This window comes from Vibrio sp. SCSIO 43155, from assembly GCF_023716605.1.
Lineage (GTDB): Bacteria > Pseudomonadota > Gammaproteobacteria > Enterobacterales > Vibrionaceae > Vibrio > Vibrio harveyi.
This window is the reverse complement of sequence record NZ_CP071852.1, coordinates 2,435,855-2,452,323: the sequence shown is the minus strand read 5'-3', so window position 1 is coordinate 2,452,323 and position 16,469 is coordinate 2,435,855. Positions and strand designations below refer to the sequence as shown.

Genomic DNA, 16,469 nt, shown 5'->3' with positions numbered 1-16,469 from the left:
ATGTGGCGGTTTTCTTTTTTCTCAATATCTTCTTAGCATCACAGCTTCTTCCTACCAATCACATAAACTGATGATATAACAACCGATCTTTGACCGAGGTGGGGTATGGATATCAATGAGTTTGTCAGTGGCGAGCATCTAATTTGGAATCTGTTTGTTGCTCTGCTTTTAGGTGCGATTGTGGGAACACAACGTGGCTGGGTGATGCGTAATAGCGTCGAAGGCAGTCGCGTTGCAGGTATCCGCACCTTTTCTTTAGTCGGTTTGCTTGGTGGCTTGGTTGGGATTCTTGCCAATCTGTATACGCCTTTGCTACTCGGCTTTGCTCTTATTGCCTTGGTTATTCTTGCTTGCATTGCGTTTGTTATTCAGCAGAAAAAGAGTGAAGACATCAGCATTACTGGTGTCGTCAGTTTAGTCATTACGTTTGTTCTTGGTAGTTTGGCTGTATCCGGTGAGCCGGTTCTTGCTGCGGCAGCTGCCGTTATCACCGCAGTTGTTCTGGACAACAAGAGAGAACTTCATCAGGCGCTTCAACGCCTCCAAGAGTACGAGCTTGATGCCGCTTTGCGCCTGCTGCTAATTTCCATCGTCTTGTTGCCGCTCTTACCTAATCAAGCTTACGGTCCTTGGAATGCACTTAATCCTTATGAGATTTGGTGGATGGTGGTGTTGATTGCCAGTATTTCATTTGTGGGCTACTTTGCGATTAAAATTGGTGGGGCGAAGCGAGGCATTTTGTTTACTTCTGTCTTCGCTGGCTTAAGCTCATCTACTGCGCTCACACTGCAGTTCTCCCATCTTTCACGCGAACAATCGAGTATCAGCCCTTTGCTAGCAAGCGGCATACTATTGAGTTGCGGTACCATGTTTCCTAGGCTGCTAATTGTGCTGTCAGTGATTAACCCTCAGTTAGTGACATTGTTGTGGCCCATCGTCATGATTATGATGATTGCTCTTTACTTCCCTGCTTGGTGGATATGGCGTCGAAGTGAGGTAGGGAAGGTGGAACAATCAAATAAACAAACCAATCCTTTGGCATTGCAATCGGCGTTGTTCTTCGGTGTCGTATTGGCTGTGATTATGCTGTTATCGCATGCACTGTCTGATCTGTTTGGTAATGCTGGTGTTCTGATACTATCTGCGCTATCCGGCATTACAGATGTCGATGCTATTTCCCTTGCTCTTGGGCGACAAAGTACCCAAACCCTAAGTGTGGAAACCGCGGCACTGGGTATTCTGATCGCGGCATCAGTCAATACAGTGGTGAAAATGGGGATGGTTGTCGCAATAGGGGATAAGGCATTGTGGAGAAGAGTTGCGCCCGTCATGGTTGGATGCGTGCTTTCTGGCGCTATTTTGTTTTTGGCTTTGTATTGATTTATCCGAATACGAAATGAAAAAAAACCTCGCCGTGGCGAGGTTTTATTATTTTGGAAGAAGCGAAGTTATTAGTTAACTGCTTTTTCTTTTGCTTGGTCAGCTTGATCTGCCTGAATCGCAGTTAGAGCAACTGTGTACACGATATCGTCTACTAGTGCACCGCGAGATAGGTCGTTTACAGGCTTGCGCATACCTTGCAGCATTGGACCGATAGATACTAGGTCAGCTGAACGTTGTACCGCTTTGTAAGTCGTGTTACCAGTGTTTAGGTCTGGGAATACGAATACTGTCGCTTTACCTGCTACTGGAGAGTTAGGCGCTTTAGAAGCTGCCACGTTTTCCATGATTGCTGCGTCGTACTGTAGAGGACCGTCGATCACTAGATCTGGACGTTTCTCTTGAGCAATCTTAGTTGCTTCACGTACTTTATCTACGTCTGCACCCTTACCAGATTCACCAGTAGAGTAAGAGATCATAGCAACGCGAGGGTCGATACCAAATGCCGCTGCAGAATCAGCAGATTGGATAGCGATTTCAGCAAGCTGTTCAGCTGTTGGATCTGGGTTGATCGCACAGTCACCGTAAACCAATACTTGGTCAGGTAGCAGCATGAAGAATACAGAAGATACGATAGACGCATCAGGTGCAGTCTTGATGATTTGGAACGGAGGAACGATAGTGTTTGCTGTGGTGTGAACCGCACCAGAAACTAGACCGTCTACTTCGTCGTTCTCAAGCATCATTGTGCCTAGGAATACTGAATCTTGTAGCTTCTCACGAGCAACAACTTCAGTCATACCTTTCGCGCCACGTAGCTCAACTAGACGAGCAACGTAGTTTTCACGAACTTCATCAGAGTTGATGATAGTTACGCCAGCACCTAGCTCAACGCCTTGTTGTGCAGCAACGCGACGGATTTCGTCTGGGTTACCTAGAAGCACACATTCAGCGATGCCGCGCTCAGCACAGATAGCCGCAGCTTTAACTGTACGTGGCTCGTCACCTTCAGGAAGAACGATACGCTTACCAGCTTTACGAGCGAACTCAGTTAGCTGGTAACGGAATGCTGGTGGGCTTAGACGACGAGACTTCTGAGTACCTTCAGTCATAGACTCGATCCAGTTACCGTCGATGTGACCAGCAACGTGCTCGTTGATGAACTCGATACGCTCTTTATCGTCTGCAGGTACTTCGATAGAGAAGCTCTGTAGGTTTAGAGAAGTCTGCCAAGTGTTACCTTGTGCTTTGAAGATCGGTAGACCAGTTTCGAACGCTGGCTTACAAAGACCAGTGATCTCTTCAGGGATGTCGTAACCACCAGTCAATAGAACTGCACCGATATCAACACCGTTCATTGCTGCAAGTGCTGCCGCAACGATTACGTCTGGACGGTCTGCAGAAGTAACAAGTAGAGAACCTGGTTTGAAGTGCTCAATCATGTTTGGCAGAGAACGTGCACAGAAAGTGATGCTCTTAATACGACGAGTCGCAATGTCACCTTCGTTAATGATGTCAGCATTTAGGTGCTGAGCCATATCGATAGCACGAGTAGCGATCAGATCGATGCTCCATGGCACGCAACCTAGTACACGAATTGGAGAAGTGTTGAAGATTTCCATCACTTTCATTTCGTTTTGCTTCGCGCTGTCTGCATCATCAAAGATTTCAGATAGGTCAGGGCGAGTACGGCCAGCTTCGTCAACAGGTGCGTTTAGCTTGTTGATGATTACGCCAGAGATGTTCTTGTTCTTAGTACCACCGAAGTTAGAACATGCTACTTCGATGCGCTCTTTAAGTTGAGCTGGGTTATCTGTACCAGGAGTTGCAACAAGAACGATTTCCGCGCCTAGAGTCGCTGCGATTTCCGCGTTCACTTGGTTAGCGAATGGGTGCTTACGAGTTGGTACTAGACCTTCGATAAGCGTTACGTCTGCATCTTTGTTGATTTGGTTGTAACGCTCAACAACAGTTTCTAGCAGCTCGTCCATGTTGTCGTTACCGATTAGGCTTTCAGCAACAGACATCGCTAGTGGTTGACCGATCTTCATATCGCTGTTGTAACCAACGATAGTTGAAGTTAGATCAGGTTGATCACCGCCAGAACGTGGCTGTGAAATTGGTTTGTAGAAAGAAACCTTAACGCCTTTGCGCTCCATTGCGCGAAGAACACCCATGCTTACGCTAGTTAGACCAACACCAGCACTTGCAGGGATAAGCATAATAGTACGAGACATTCGTAGAGTACCTTTAGCTATTGGGGGATAAAAGCTCAACTCTTATTCCATGAATAATTCAGAGAATAGGAGTTAAGCCCCTAAGAAATTCTTTTGGAAGAAAAACTGGCTAGCCGAGTGGCTAGCCAGTTAAATCTATTAAAGACCTGCTAGGCGTGCAGTGTCTTCAGCAATTACTAGCTCTTCGTTAGTAGAGATAACCATTGCTGGGATACGGCTGTTAGCTGTAGTGATAGTACCTTCACCGCCGAAACGTGCTTTAAGGTTAGCTTCACCATCAACTTCGATACCGAAGATACCTAGACGGTTTAGAACCATTTCACGGATAGGACCAGAGTTTTCGCCGATACCGCCAGTGAACGTGATTGCGTCTAGACGACCTTCCATAGAAGCAGTGTAACCAGCTACGTACTTAGCTAGACGGTGACAGAACACGTCCATTGCACGAGTTGCTTCTTCTTTCTCACCGTAGTTGTCTTCAACGAAACGACAGTCAGAAGTCACTTCAGTTAGACCAGCAAGACCAGACTCTTTAGTTAGCATGTTGTTGATTTCTTCAACAGAGTAACCTAGAGCGTCGTGTAGGTGGAATACGATAGCTGGGTCGATATCACCACAACGAGTACCCATTACTAGACCTTCAAGAGGAGTAAGACCCATAGAAGTGTCTACAGATTGACCGTTCTTGATTGCACAAACAGAAGCACCGTTACCTAGGTGACAGTTGATGATGTTTACTTCTTCAACTGGCTTGTTTAGTAGGCCTGCAACTTCACGAGTGATGAATAGGTGTGAAGTACCGTGCATGCCGTAACGACGGATACCGTGCTCTTTGTATAGTTTGTATGGAAGAGCGTATAGGAAAGACTCTTCAGGCATAGTTTGGTGGAACGCAGTGTCGAATACAGCAACGTTTTGAAGCTCTGGGAAGTTGTGTTTAGCAGCTTCGATACCGATGATGTGCGCAGGGTTGTGAAGCGGTGCGAAAGTCGCAGCGTCTTGAATACCTTTTAGTACGTCATCAGTGATTAGTGCAGATTGAGTGAACTGCTCACCACCGTGTACGATACGGTGACCGATAGCGCCTAGGTTAGCTTTAAGCTCTGGCTTAGAAGCAAGAATAGTTTCAACCATGAACGCTAGTGCTTCTTCGTGTGCTGCACCGTTGCCTAGTTGAGCTTCGTGTTTACCGTCAAGTTTCCACTTGATACGTGCTTCAGGAAGGTGAAGACATTCAGCAAGACCTGATAGGTGCTCTGCACCTGTTTCTGCATCAACAACAGCAAATTTAAGAGAAGAACTACCGCAGTTTAAAACTAAAACTAGCTTAGACATGTGTGACTACCTGTTATTCGTCTGATCAAAATCAGTTAAAGGATGAAAAATTAATCACAAGAATAGACGATACCGCCAAGGGTGCGTACTAATCTTGGTCAAAAATTGTTCTAATTCCGTATAAATGAATAGTGATGAACCCATCCACCACTATGAAGCGATCCGTGCAGAATAAAATCTCGGAGTTGCTTAAATTGTAAATAACGGCAACAATGAGATTGAGGGTCTGCAAAGGATAGCGATAATAGGCAATGATAACAAAAAAATTTTGAAAGAATATTAACTTTCATCAATTTTTTGCGCCTTCAGTTGAAATGTTCAACTATTTTTTAGTGAGAGAGCGGTATGAGCAAACAAGTCGGATTGATCCATAGCCTGAAAGACGGCCAGAGTTACATGGAGATCTGGCCGGTTCGTAAAGAGCTGAACGCCATTTTTCCCGAACAACGCATTATTAAAGCAACACGCTTTGGCATTAAAGTGATGCCAGCGGTTGCAGCAATCAGTGTGCTCACTCAAATGGCTTTTAACAATTATGATGCGCTTCCTCAAGCCATTGTGGTTGCACTGTTCGCAATCAGCATGCCACTGCAAGGCATGTGGTGGTTGGGCAGCCGTTCCAATACTAAGTTGCCACCTGCTTTAGCATCGTGGTATCGAGAGCTGCACCAAAAAATTACCGAAACAGGATTTGCTTTAGAGCCTGCTAAAGCGCGTCCAAGATATAAAGAGCTCGCAGTAATTTTAAACCGAGCTTTTCGCCAACTGGATAAGACTTCATTAGAGCGTTGGTTCTAATCTTCTTGTTCGGTCATCAACTCATTGAAATGGAGTGTGCTTTTAGCCACTCCATTTTTTATGCCCGCAACATGGTTTTTTACTCTTTGCTTATTTGTAATCACCGCCTCTCGTGCCGATTGTGAGATCACAAATGTTACTTTGTTGTTAAATCTTACTTTTCTTTCCTGAGACTTAGCGTTAATAATGATAATTAGATGCACAAAAAGTGCGCAGCTATAAACACAACATCCCATCTTCTACTTCAAAGACTCGTGAGTACGTCAGCAACATTGTGCTTGCAGTTCAAGGACGAAGAAACATCAAGGAGTCATGATGAAAACAAAACGTTTACTCGCCATTGCTATTCTTGCTACGACCACGGCTTTTTCTTCCGCTAGCGTTCTGGCTAAAACCGCAACAGTCGCGGTATCACAGATTGTTGAACACCCTGCTTTGGATGCAACTCGTCAAGGGTTGTTAGACGGTCTGAAAGCCAAAGGTTATGAACAAGGGAAGAACTTAGAGTTTGACTACAAGACAGCGCAAGGTAATCCAGCAATCGCCGTTCAGATCGCACGCCAGTATGTAGGAGAAAGCCCAGACGTCCTCGTTGGTATAGCAACGCCATCCGCACAAGCTTTGGTCTCTGCGACTCGCTCTATTCCTGTTGTGTTTACTGCTGTGACGGACCCTGTTGGTGCCAAGTTAGTCAAATCAATGAGTCAACCAGGAAAGAATGTCACAGGACTCTCTGATTTATCTCCGGTCGCACAGCACGTTGCGTTGATTCAGGAAATCTTACCTTCGGTGAAATCCATTGGCGTGGTTTATAACCCAGGGGAAGCAAATGCCGTCACCTTGGTACAGTTATTGAAAGAGAGCGCAGAGTCAAAAGGATTAAAAGTTGTTGAAGCGACGGCACTGAAAAGCGCAGATGTACAATCTGCAACTCAAGCTATTGCAGCGAAATCGGACATCATTTACGCACCAACAGATAACACGGTTGCAAGCGCGATTGAAGGAATGATCGTTGCCGCAAACCAAGCGAAGAAACCGGTATTTGGAGGCGCGACGTCATATGTTGAGAAAGGGGCTATCGCAAGCTTAGGTTTTGACTACTACCAAGTCGGTGTTCAAACAGCCGATTACGTGGCAGCTATTCTTGAAGGGCAAGATCCGGGTAAGTTAGATGTAAAAGTGGCGACAGGCTCAGATCTTGTCGTGAATGAAGGCGCGGCAAGTAAGCTTGGTATTCAATTGCCAGGTTCTGTTGTGAAACGTGCAACTAGTATGCAGTAAGCGTTGTTTTTAGGTCGGTGTTCTACCGACCTGATCTATGCAGAAAGGAGCAGTTATGTCTGCATTTGCTTTTTTTGGTGCGCTCGAGATAGGGCTTATCTACGGCTTGGTCGCCTTGGGCGTTTACCTTACGTTTCGTGTTCTTGACTTTCCGGACCTAAGCGTTGACGGTAGTTTCCCTATGGGGGCGGCTGTTGCAGCAACAGCCATCGTTGCGGGTATCAACCCTTGGTTAGCAACGGGACTGGCTATAATCGCTGGTGGCATGACCGGGTGGGTCACCGCTTTTCTTGCCGTTCGTTGCGGCATCCTTCATCTTCTTGCCTCAATCCTGACCATGATTGCGGCATTTTCCATCAACATCCGCATCATGGGAAAACCGAATATGGCGCTACTGGGCGAAGATACGATTCTGACGCCTTTTGAAGCCATGGGAGATGCGATGTACATCCGACTATTGGTCGTGGGCGTATTGGTTTTACTCTCTGCGTTATTTGTTGTGCGCCTTCTAAATAGTGATTTTGGTTTAGGGTTAAGAGCAACAGGCGTAAACGCTCGAATGGTCGCGGCACAAGGAGCCAGTACGGGATTCTACACGTATTTTGGTTTGGCATTATCCAACGGGTTTGTGGGTTTTGCTGGGGCTCTGTTTGCTCAAACAAATAGCTTTGCAGATGTAACGTCTGGTGTAGGGACGATTGTGGTTGGTTTAGCGGCGGTGATTCTTGGTCAGACTTTGATTCCAGGACGCAAAATCTGGGTTGCTGTTTGCGCGGTAATTATTGGTTCGGTGCTGTACCGTCTGGCGGTTGCTTTTGCGCTGAGTTCCGGCATGTTTGGTTTGCAAGCATCGGATCTAAATCTGGTGACAGCGGTGCTGGTGGCGGTCGCTCTAATTGCACCGAAACTTAAACAGAGGATGAAAGCAAAGCAGCGAGTGAGTAATGCCAAACAAGCGGCATCCAAAAACGGCTCAGGGGAGGCGCTATGATTGAACTTAATGACATTCAGGTGACGTTTAACCCTGGTACGATTTTAGAAAATCGAGCCTTAAAGAGCGTGTCCCTAGAGGTTCCTGAGCATCAATTTCTTACGGTGATTGGCTCTAACGGTGCGGGGAAATCAACTCTACTCGGAGCCGTGACGGGGGAAACGCCAATGATTGGCGGAAAGGTGATCATTGATGGGAAAGACGTGACACGGAAAACCGTTGCTCAGCGTGCTACTCAATGTGCGAGGGTGTTCCAAGACCCATTGGCTGGTACATGTGGCGAGCTTTCCATCGAAGAAAATATGGCGCTTGCTTACATGCGAGGAAAACGTCGTGGTTGGGGAATGGCTCTTTCTATTAAACGCCGTAAGCTGTTTCAGGAACGCATCAGCATTCTTGGCTTGGGGTTAGAAGATCGCTTAGGTGACAGCATTGGTCTACTCTCAGGAGGACAGCGACAGGCTGTCAGCCTTGTAATGGCAACACTTTCAGGCAGTAAGCTGTTGTTGCTTGATGAGCATACCGCCGCGTTGGACCCTCGTATGGCAGCGTTTGTTATTGATTTAACTAAACGCATTGTTACTGAGTTCGACCTTACTGTGATGATGGTGACGCATTCCATGAAAGACGCGTTAGCGTGTGGTGACAGAACCGTCATGCTTCACCAAGGTGAAATAGTGCTAGATGTGGCAGGGGAGCAACGTAAAAATATGCAAGTTCCCGACTTGCTTGAAATGTTCTCTAAAGTGCGCGGAGAAGAACTGGCTGACGATAGTCTCCTACTAAACTAGCATTGACTGCTCATCGACTACGCCTACCAAACGTGATCCTCCTTAAGAAAATGACCCATACGGTATTTTTAAAAGGAGGATTTTTAGGTAGAAGCTCTTTATTAAAATAGTGGAATATTCCAATACAAAGAGCACTTGCCATGTCCCTTCCATTTATCTTCCATAGCCAAACGAAAGATGGTCTTGAATTCGATGGTGAACGGCTGACCGTCGTTCTCAAAACGGATGACACCCAATTCGATTGCATCCATGTAAGGTGCGAGCCTGATAATGAAGAATATCTCATTGAGATGCAGCCTCATGGTAAAGCTGGTGAGTTGCAGTTGTGGAAAGGTCAGTTTGCTCCAAACAAAGATCGAGACGTGACACATTACGTGTTTAAACTTGTTAAGGGGGCGAGCCAGTTCTGGTTAGACGCGAGAGGTGTGCATAAGCGCGTTCCGCCCAAAGAGTTTCACTTTAAGTTAAACGTACAATCTCAGCCGCCAAGCTGGGTTCAAGAGCAAGTCTTCTATCAGATCTTCCCAGATCGTTTTGCTGCTAGTCAGGAGCATACCGCTATAAAAAATGCTTATGCACATCACGATTCAAGTGCCATGGTGAAGGCGTGGGGAGATGCCGTTGGAACGCACCAAAATACGGGGGCTCGCGAGTTCTTTGGTGGGGATCTAAAAGGCATTGAACAAAAGCTGGATTATCTATCCGATCTGGGTGTAACAGCACTTTACTTTAACCCAGTTTTTACAGCGCCAAGTAATCATAAATATGACACAACGGATTACTTCCAGATTGACCCTATGTTTGGCACGAATGAGCAGTTTGCGCAGTTGTGTGAGCAAATTCGTGGCAAACAAATGAAGATTGTTTTGGATGCTGTGTTTAACCACACGTCTGTTCATCATCCTTGGTTTGATATTAAGCAAGAAGGTCAGGGTGCTTATGGAAATCCCAATTCAGATTTCCGAGATTATTACTTCTTCGAAGGTCAAACCAACAACTATATTGGCTGGAAAGGGATTGGTAACCTCCCTGTTCTCAATTTCGAAAATGAACAGGTACGTGATTACATCTACCAAAGTGAAGAAGCTGTGATCAAACATTGGCTCAAACCTCCGTATTGTGTAGATGGTTGGCGCTTCGACGTTATCCATATGTTAGGCGAGGGCGATGGTGCGAAGAATAATGCCCACTATGTGGAAGCTTTCCGTCAAGCTGCTAAGTCCACCAATCCGAATGCATATGTGTTAGGTGAACACTTCTTTGAGGCAACGCAGTGGCTACAAGGTGGACAAGAAGATGGAGCGATGAACTATTATGGCTTTGCCCACCCTGTACGTGCGTTATTTGCCAAACAAGACATTATGTATGATCCGATTGATATCAATGCGTTGGATTTCAAAGAATGGGTAGATGAAGCTCGTGCCAAAGTACCGTTTGCAAATCAGCTGTCGCAGCTTAATCAATTAGACAGTCATGATACCGCCCGTTTTCTGACGCTATTAAATGGAAATGAAGAAAAAATGCAAATGGCGCTTGCATTATTGATGACTTACGTTGGAACACCTTGTCTTTATTATGGCAGTGAAGTTGGACTAGAGGGAGGGCTCGACCCAGACAATCGACGTTGTTTCCCTTGGGACCAAATAACGACTTCTAAATGGTTACCTTTGTATAAGGAATGGATAGAAATCCGTAAGAAATACAAGGCACTACAATGTGGTAGCTTACAATGGCTTCATTGTGGTGAACAAGTCATGGCATATGTGCGTCAATGGCAAGATGAAGCAATAGTTGTGGCATTTAACCTTAGCAACAGTGACCAAGATGTTAACCTACCATTGTGGCAACTTGGCTTAAATGCTAAACACCTGCATCAATTATTAGACAAAGGTGAACTAATGCCTGTTGAACGTCATTTTTCTGTCAATATCCCAGCAATGAACTGCAAAGTATGGCAGATGGAGTGACTTCGAGCGCCTTCTTTATTAAAATTTATGAATACATAAGTGAAAAACTATAAATAGCCCTTCGATAGCCTAAGCTTTCGAAGGGCTGATATTATTATAATCAATGGTGTTCAATGGGTACTAAAAGGCGATTTAGCCTCAAGTTTGTCATCTTCTTCCCCCTACTATTATTCCTTGCCGTCATGGTGGTGACTGCAAAGAACTACTATGACGCGATGAATCGCTACATTACATTAGAGTACGCGCAAGTTGATCGTGCTATTAATCGTGCTATCAAAGTATTAACGGCGCTGGATTACAGCTTTGTTAACTACTCCAACCCAGCTCACCCTCTGTTTCAAGAGCACAATCATATGATCAAAAATGATCTGTGTTTTGTTTGGCCGATTGATGTGCTGCTTTTAGAAAACAAGCACTCCGGAGGTCTGCCTGCCGTTGAACTTGACTACATGATTGTTGGACAAAAAGAACTGTGTGAACCAGGAACTAAACTGTTTAAGTTGGCAGAACAAAAAGCAGGCTTTGCTCCGTCTTTGTCATTTCTACATGATATTGAATCGCATGTGATTGGTATTCACTATATTGATCAGCGTGGATATGTTATTTCTTCTCCAGATACTTACGCTCAGTACTTTTCCAAAGCACTTTGGGAGACTTTAAAGGCGAGACCTTTCTGGCAGAAAACAGCGCAGGAAACCGTCAAAGTAACCATGTCTGGTCCCGCACCGATGTTAGATCGGCACGATGGGCAAGTAGTGAGCCTGACTGTACCTATCTACGAAAAGAGTAAACACCAAGGCGTTTTATCCATAGATTTTGATGTGGATAACTTACTTGAAACGAATGAAAACCTAACAGGTAAGTTACATATCATCTCTGGAATGATGGACATACCTAAGCATGCAATCCGTTTACAGCCAATAGAACATGAGCGTTTGAGCTCAAATCATCGCATATTCTATGAATACAATTGGTGGGATGAATTTAAGAATTTGTTAGTCTTTGAAAAGTACAGCGTGGCTGTCGCGTTTTTCATCTACGTACTGAGTACTGTGGCCTTGTTCTTAGTGAATACCCGTACAGAGCGCCGTTATTTCCAAGAACTGGCGGCAAAAGACCCAATGACGGGGCTGCTAAACCGCCGTGGCATACAAGCGGTTTGGCGCAATAAAATGACCAAAAAACATGTTGCGCTCGCAGTGTTTGATATCGATGACTTCAAAGCAATCAATGATACACATGGTCATGATGTCGGTGACGATGCTATCCGTCTGGTTGCAAAGTGCATACGCGATAACATCCGCCACTCGGACGTCGCATCCCGTTTTGGCGGCGAAGAGTTTGTCTTAGCGATTTATGATGAAGACTTTGACAGTATGCTTCGCATCTTAGAGCGTGTGCGAAGCGCAATTGCTAAAAACTCACGAAAAGTGGTGTCTGGTGGGTTCACAGTGTCGGGAGGGGTTGAGTTTCAGTCTTCTCCTCAACTGGAAAGCTTTGATGAGCTATTCAAACTTGCCGATGAAAAGCTTTACGAGGCGAAGAGCACGGGCAAGAACAAGATTTGCTATTAAGAATAGAGAAATAAAAAAGGGCGATATCATCGCCCTTTTTTATGTACTAATGGGTTTATTCCGCGCTAAGCGACGCGAGATTGCAACTCATCTCGGTAGCGCTGAATATGTTCAACAATAGGCGCGGCTTTGTTAAACGTGCGGATTTCTCTAAATAGCTCGTTGGCTTCTGGGTAAGCTTGACGTAGATAGGAGAACCATTGTTTTACGCGGTTAGGGTAATACAGACCTTTGTCGCCCTTCATCTCAAATTGAGAGTAGTAAATCAGCAGTTCGACAACTTCTGACCAAGCCATTGGCTTATGATCGTATTTCACCATGTTACCAAGGTTTGGGATATTAAAGGCGCCACGGCAAACCATCAGAGAATCAACGCCAGTCGTTTCGATGCAGCGTTGACCATCTTCGTAATTCCAAATCTCGCCATTTGCGATTAACGGGATATCAAAACGCTCGCGGATCTTTGTGATGTATTCCCATTTGATTTCAGAAGCTTTATAACCACCTTGCTTTGTACGAGCATGAACCGTTAACTCATTCGCGCCGGCAGATTGAATCGCGTCAACGATTTCAAAGCAGTCTTCAGGGTTTTCCCAACCTAAACGGATTTTTGCGGTAACAGGAATATCCGTAGGTACCGCGTCACGGCACGCTTTTACAACGTTATGGATCAACTCCGGATGCTGCAATAAAGCCGCTCCACCTTTACTTTTATTCACCAATCGAGCAGGGCATCCGAAATTAAGATCAATGCCACGAGCACCAAGTTCTGCCGCCTTGATTGCGTTTTCTGCCATCCAATTAGGCTCTTGTCCAAGTAATTGAACGTGAACAGGTACGCCAGACGCGGTTTGTGACCCTTGAAGAAGTTCTGGACACAAACGGTGGAATACGTGATCAGGTAAAAGCTGATCGATCACTCGAACAAATTCTGTCACACACAGATCATAGTCGTTAATTTCGGTCAGGATTTGGCGCATCAAATGGTCCAAAACGCCTTCCATTGGACCTAATACAACTCGCATAGTTTACCTAATACACTTTGGTGGGAAAAAAGAGGGCGATTGTAGCGATGTGAGTGAAGTTTGTCATTAAAAGACTCATCAGCATCGAGTGACATCAACGAGCATCCTATATACCCAAGCATCTCGAGGTTACTTGGGTATAAGCTCTGGGGTATAATGCCGCCAAATTTATGAGAAACCAGATGTCATGCAATACACATTAATTGAGAAAGGTGAAGTTCAGTTCGATGAGTCTTCATTGTTTTTGGAAGGGGCAGTGCTCGCTGCTAACCTAACCACAAAACCATTAGCGCCAGAAACGTGGCTAGAGCCACTGCTTGGTGAGGGCTTTAAAGCTCTTCAGCCTGTCATCGAAGAGCAAATTCACAAACAACACAATTACATCCTGAGAAATGAGTACTCGATTCTCGCGTTGACCAACGATGATTCAGATCAGTTAGCTGACTTTGCTGAAGGTTTTATGTCTGTATGGTCCATGATTGAAGAGCAATGGCATGATGTCGTGCTCAACGATGGCTTAGAGCGTATGTTGCAAGCTTTGCTTACGACAATGATGCTAGCGATTGATGAAGAGCAAACGCAACAGCAAATGCGTGATGCGGGTATTGAAACACCCCCAGCACTAATGGATTTTATTGATCAGCTTGATTTGATGATTAACGAAGTGGCGCTTGGTGCTGATGAGCTAATGGTAGGTAAAAAATCCAAGAGCTTGAATCCGTTTAAGGATGTCGGTCGTAATGACCCTTGCCCATGTGATAGTGGTAAGAAGTTCAAGCAGTGCTGTGGTAAGTAATTGAACTAAAGATAAAAAGCCGACCATGAGGTCGGCTTTTTTGATTGGTTTAGTCTGCTTTTAGTGCAATCAGTTGGAGCGTTACTGAATAGGGTTTTTACGCTTTCCGCCAAAGAACTGGGCAATCACAATCAAGGCAAGGGCGACTAAGTTACCTGCAAAGATCACCACAAGCCACTGAGGCATGGAAAGACCAAGGAACTGCCAAACGATCTTCGCACAATCGCCGTATGCTTCAAACATCCACGGAACCCATTGGTTTAATGGTGCCCAGCTAGGGAATGTGACAAACAAATCGCACGTTGCAAATGGCGATGGGTTGAACTGATAGTCCACATGTTGCATCGCTAACATCAAGCCTTTGTAAGCACTTGCTGCCCATGCGGCGAGCGCAATCCAACGTACTAATGGGTTATTGGGTGCAACAAGACCAATCATGGCAGCCACGCCAATCCCCATCATAGCGACACGTTCATAAATACACATGACACAAGGTGCCAGCATCATTACGTGTTGGAAGAAGAGGGCGCAAGCTTCAAAAAAGATGATAGCTAAAAGAAGGAGGAGCCAAGATAAGCGTCCCTTCGAAAACTGGTTTAGTGATGCAAAAATACTCACGATTACGATCCTGTTTGAAATATAAAAAAGCTCTGATTACTCAGAGCTTTTTAACTTGGATAAGTTTCCTAATCAACTCAAATTTTTAGTGTCCACCTGACACAACTGGAGCTAGATCACCACTACTAGGTACAATCCAGCCTGCATCGTAGAAGAATGCTGTCGCTGGTTCTAGGAAGAACATGATACCCATCAGACCAACAAGCGCTAATACAACCGTGTAAGGAAGCGCCATGATCACCATGCGACCGTATGATAGACGAATCAATGGTGCCAGTGCTGATGTTAGTAGGAATAGGAATGCGGCTTGACCGTTTGGTGTTGCAACTGACGGTAGGTTAGTACCTGTGTTGATTGCTACTGCTAGTAGGTCAAACTGCTCACGAGTGATCAAACCTTCCATCAATGCCGCTTTCACTTCATTGATGTAAACCGTACCAACAAACACGTTATCCGATACCATCGATAACAGACCATTTGCTACGTAGAATAAAGCGAGCTGTGTGCCTTTATCTTCTACTGCGAGTACAGAGTCAATCACAGGTTTAAATAGTTCTTGGTCAATAATTACCGCAACAACCGAGAAGAAAACAGCAAGTAACGCGGTGAAAGGCAGTGCCTCTTCAAACGCTTTACCCATTGAGTGTTCCTCGATAACACCAGTGAACGATGTTGCTAGAATAATCACTGAAAGACCAATCAAACCAACGGCTGCCAAGTGAAGCGCTAGCGCAACAATCAGCCAAACCGCGATTAGGCTTTGAACCCATAGTTTTGCAACGTCTTGGTTAGTACGAGTCTTGCGCTCTTCACGGTCGAAATCTACAAGGATCTGACGAACGTTATCAGGCAGCTGCGCACCGTAACCAAACACTTTAAGCTTCTCAACAACGGCACAAGTAATCAGACCGCAGAAGAATACAGGCAGCGTTACTGGAGCCATGCGGATCAAGAACTCACCAAAGAACCAACCTGCTTGGTCAGCAATAATCAAGTTTTGAGGTTCACCAACCATGGTTGTTACACCACCAAGCGCGGTACCCACACCTGCGTGCATCAATAGTGAACGCAAGAAAGCACGGTAGTTCTCAAGGTCGTCACGTGTTAGTTCAGTAATCGTGTCATCTTGAGTATGGTCATGATCACCAATTGGGTTACCAGAAGCGACTTTGTGGTAAATCGAGTAGAAACCTACCGCTACGCTGATAACCACCGCGATTACAGTCAGTGCATCTAGGAATGCTGACAAAAATGCTGCGGCGAAACAGAACGCAAGGGAGAGTAGCGTTTTCGAACGAATACCAAGCAGGATCTTTGTAAAGATGAACAGCAGAAGCTGCTTCATAAAGTAGATACCGGCAACCATGAATACCAATAGTAGAAGTACTTCGATATTCGCAACTAGCTCATGCTTCACCTGGGCAGGGCTAGTCATCCCGATAGCGACCGCTTCAATTGCAAGTAAACCACCTGGCTGAAGTGGGTAACACTTAAGCGCCATTGCTAGTGTGAAAATAAATTCCGCAACTAACAACCAACCTGCAACAAATGGGTCAATTAGGAAGAAGACAATCGGGTTAATAATTAGGAAGGCTATAATGGCAACTTTGTACCAATCAGGCGCTTTACCAAGGAAATTCTTGATAAAGGCATTTCCGAGCGACATCGGCATGATA

Annotated in this window: 13 protein-coding genes; 8 read left to right on the top strand and 5 right to left on the bottom strand. The window is 45.3% G+C overall.

Going from position 1 to position 16,469, the window contains the following annotated elements; translation table 11 throughout:
* The first annotated feature begins 105 nt into the window (after positions 1-105).
* Positions 106-1,380 (top strand): MgtC/SapB family protein, encoded by a 1,275-nt coding sequence (locus tag J4N44_RS11740; protein ID WP_029790462.1) that lies wholly within the window; start codon positions 106-108, stop codon positions 1,378-1,380.
* Between the two features lie 71 nt (positions 1,381-1,451).
* Here the strand turns inward: J4N44_RS11740 and pta are convergent, their stop codons facing one another.
* Complete coding sequence (gene pta / locus J4N44_RS11735; RefSeq protein WP_005439640.1) at positions 1,452-3,617, bottom strand: phosphate acetyltransferase; 2,166 nt, start codon at positions 3,615-3,617, stop codon at positions 1,452-1,454.
* A 138-nt stretch (positions 3,618-3,755) separates the two neighbouring features.
* Positions 3,756-4,952 carry an acetate kinase gene (locus tag J4N44_RS11730; protein WP_005444740.1) on the bottom strand — a complete coding sequence of 399 codons (1,197 nt, stop codon included), beginning with the start codon at positions 4,950-4,952 and terminating at the stop codon, positions 3,756-3,758.
* A 345-nt stretch (positions 4,953-5,297) separates the two neighbouring features.
* Here J4N44_RS11730 and yfbV point away from each other — a divergent pair, with 345 nt between their 5' ends.
* The 6 genes from yfbV to J4N44_RS11700 all read left to right on the top strand — a co-directional run bounded on the left by yfbV (position 5,298) and on the right by J4N44_RS11700 (position 12,354).
* Complete coding sequence (gene yfbV, locus J4N44_RS11725; protein WP_005444743.1) at positions 5,298-5,750, top strand: terminus macrodomain insulation protein YfbV; 453 nt, start codon at positions 5,298-5,300, stop codon at positions 5,748-5,750.
* A gap of 315 nt (positions 5,751-6,065) precedes the next feature.
* Positions 6,066-7,031, top strand: coding sequence for an ABC transporter substrate-binding protein (locus tag J4N44_RS11720; protein WP_005444747.1), 966 nt, complete (start codon positions 6,066-6,068; stop codon positions 7,029-7,031).
* Positions 7,032-7,086: 55 nt separating this feature from the next.
* Positions 7,087-8,022 (top strand): ABC transporter permease, encoded by a 936-nt coding sequence (locus tag J4N44_RS11715; RefSeq protein ID WP_252044488.1) that lies wholly within the window; start codon positions 7,087-7,089, stop codon positions 8,020-8,022.
* Positions 8,019-8,813, top strand: a complete 795-nt coding sequence (locus J4N44_RS11710; RefSeq protein WP_222326363.1) for an ABC transporter ATP-binding protein — start codon at positions 8,019-8,021, stop codon at positions 8,811-8,813. Before J4N44_RS11715 ends, J4N44_RS11710 begins: the two co-directional genes overlap by 4 nt.
* 140 nt (positions 8,814-8,953) lie before the next feature.
* Positions 8,954-10,780: a maltodextrin glucosidase gene (gene malZ, locus J4N44_RS11705; RefSeq protein ID WP_252044487.1), complete on the top strand. Its 1,827-nt coding sequence runs from the start codon at positions 8,954-8,956 to the stop codon at positions 10,778-10,780.
* A gap of 113 nt (positions 10,781-10,893) precedes the next feature.
* Positions 10,894-12,354 (top strand): sensor domain-containing diguanylate cyclase, encoded by a 1,461-nt coding sequence (locus J4N44_RS11700; RefSeq protein ID WP_252044486.1) that lies wholly within the window; start codon positions 10,894-10,896, stop codon positions 12,352-12,354.
* Positions 12,355-12,419: 65 nt separating this feature from the next.
* Here J4N44_RS11700 and dusC read toward each other — a convergent pair whose 3' ends face one another.
* The gene (dusC, locus tag J4N44_RS11695; protein WP_005444756.1) at positions 12,420-13,379 is read right to left on the bottom strand and encodes a tRNA dihydrouridine(16) synthase DusC; all 960 of its coding nucleotides are present in this window, start codon (positions 13,377-13,379) and stop codon (positions 12,420-12,422) included.
* A 187-nt stretch (positions 13,380-13,566) separates the two neighbouring features.
* Between dusC and J4N44_RS11690 the strand changes: the two genes are divergently transcribed.
* Entirely contained in the window at positions 13,567-14,175 is a 609-nt protein-coding gene (locus J4N44_RS11690; RefSeq protein WP_005444758.1) for an SEC-C metal-binding domain-containing protein, read from the top strand.
* Between the two features lie 81 nt (positions 14,176-14,256).
* Here J4N44_RS11690 and dsbB read toward each other — a convergent pair whose 3' ends face one another.
* Positions 14,257-14,793, bottom strand: coding sequence for a disulfide bond formation protein DsbB (gene dsbB, locus J4N44_RS11685; RefSeq protein WP_029790457.1), 537 nt, complete (start codon positions 14,791-14,793; stop codon positions 14,257-14,259).
* 85 nt (positions 14,794-14,878) lie between these two features.
* Positions 14,879-16,465, bottom strand: coding sequence for a Na(+)/H(+) antiporter NhaB (nhaB, locus tag J4N44_RS11680; protein ID WP_009698498.1), 1,587 nt, complete (start codon positions 16,463-16,465; stop codon positions 14,879-14,881).
* Between the last annotated feature and the right edge of the window lie 4 nt (positions 16,466-16,469).

Excerpts from the sequence above, each read along its gene's own strand:
- J4N44_RS11720 (WP_005444747.1), top strand. The coding sequence starts at position 6,066 with ATGAAAACAAAACGTTTACTCGCCATTGCTATTCTTGCTACGACCACG.
- J4N44_RS11690 (WP_005444758.1), top strand. The coding sequence starts at position 13,567 with ATGCAATACACATTAATTGAGAAAGGTGAAGTTCAGTTCGATGAGTCT.
- J4N44_RS11740 (WP_029790462.1), top strand. The coding sequence starts at position 106 with ATGGATATCAATGAGTTTGTCAGTGGCGAGCATCTAATTTGGAATCTG.
- yfbV (WP_005444743.1), top strand. The coding sequence starts at position 5,298 with ATGAGCAAACAAGTCGGATTGATCCATAGCCTGAAAGACGGCCAGAGT.
- J4N44_RS11730 (WP_005444740.1), bottom strand. The coding sequence starts at position 4,952 with ATGTCTAAGCTAGTTTTAGTTTTAAACTGCGGTAGTTCTTCTCTTAAA.
- J4N44_RS11710 (WP_222326363.1), top strand. The coding sequence starts at position 8,019 with ATGATTGAACTTAATGACATTCAGGTGACGTTTAACCCTGGTACGATT.
- J4N44_RS11700 (WP_252044486.1), top strand. The coding sequence starts at position 10,894 with ATGGGTACTAAAAGGCGATTTAGCCTCAAGTTTGTCATCTTCTTCCCC.
- dusC (WP_005444756.1), bottom strand. The coding sequence starts at position 13,379 with ATGCGAGTTGTATTAGGTCCAATGGAAGGCGTTTTGGACCATTTGATG.
- malZ (WP_252044487.1), top strand. The coding sequence starts at position 8,954 with ATGTCCCTTCCATTTATCTTCCATAGCCAAACGAAAGATGGTCTTGAA.
- J4N44_RS11715 (WP_252044488.1), top strand. The coding sequence starts at position 7,087 with ATGTCTGCATTTGCTTTTTTTGGTGCGCTCGAGATAGGGCTTATCTAC.
- pta (WP_005439640.1), bottom strand. The coding sequence starts at position 3,617 with ATGTCTCGTACTATTATGCTTATCCCTGCAAGTGCTGGTGTTGGTCTA.
- nhaB (WP_009698498.1), bottom strand. The coding sequence starts at position 16,465 with ATGCCGATGTCGCTCGGAAATGCCTTTATCAAGAATTTCCTTGGTAAA.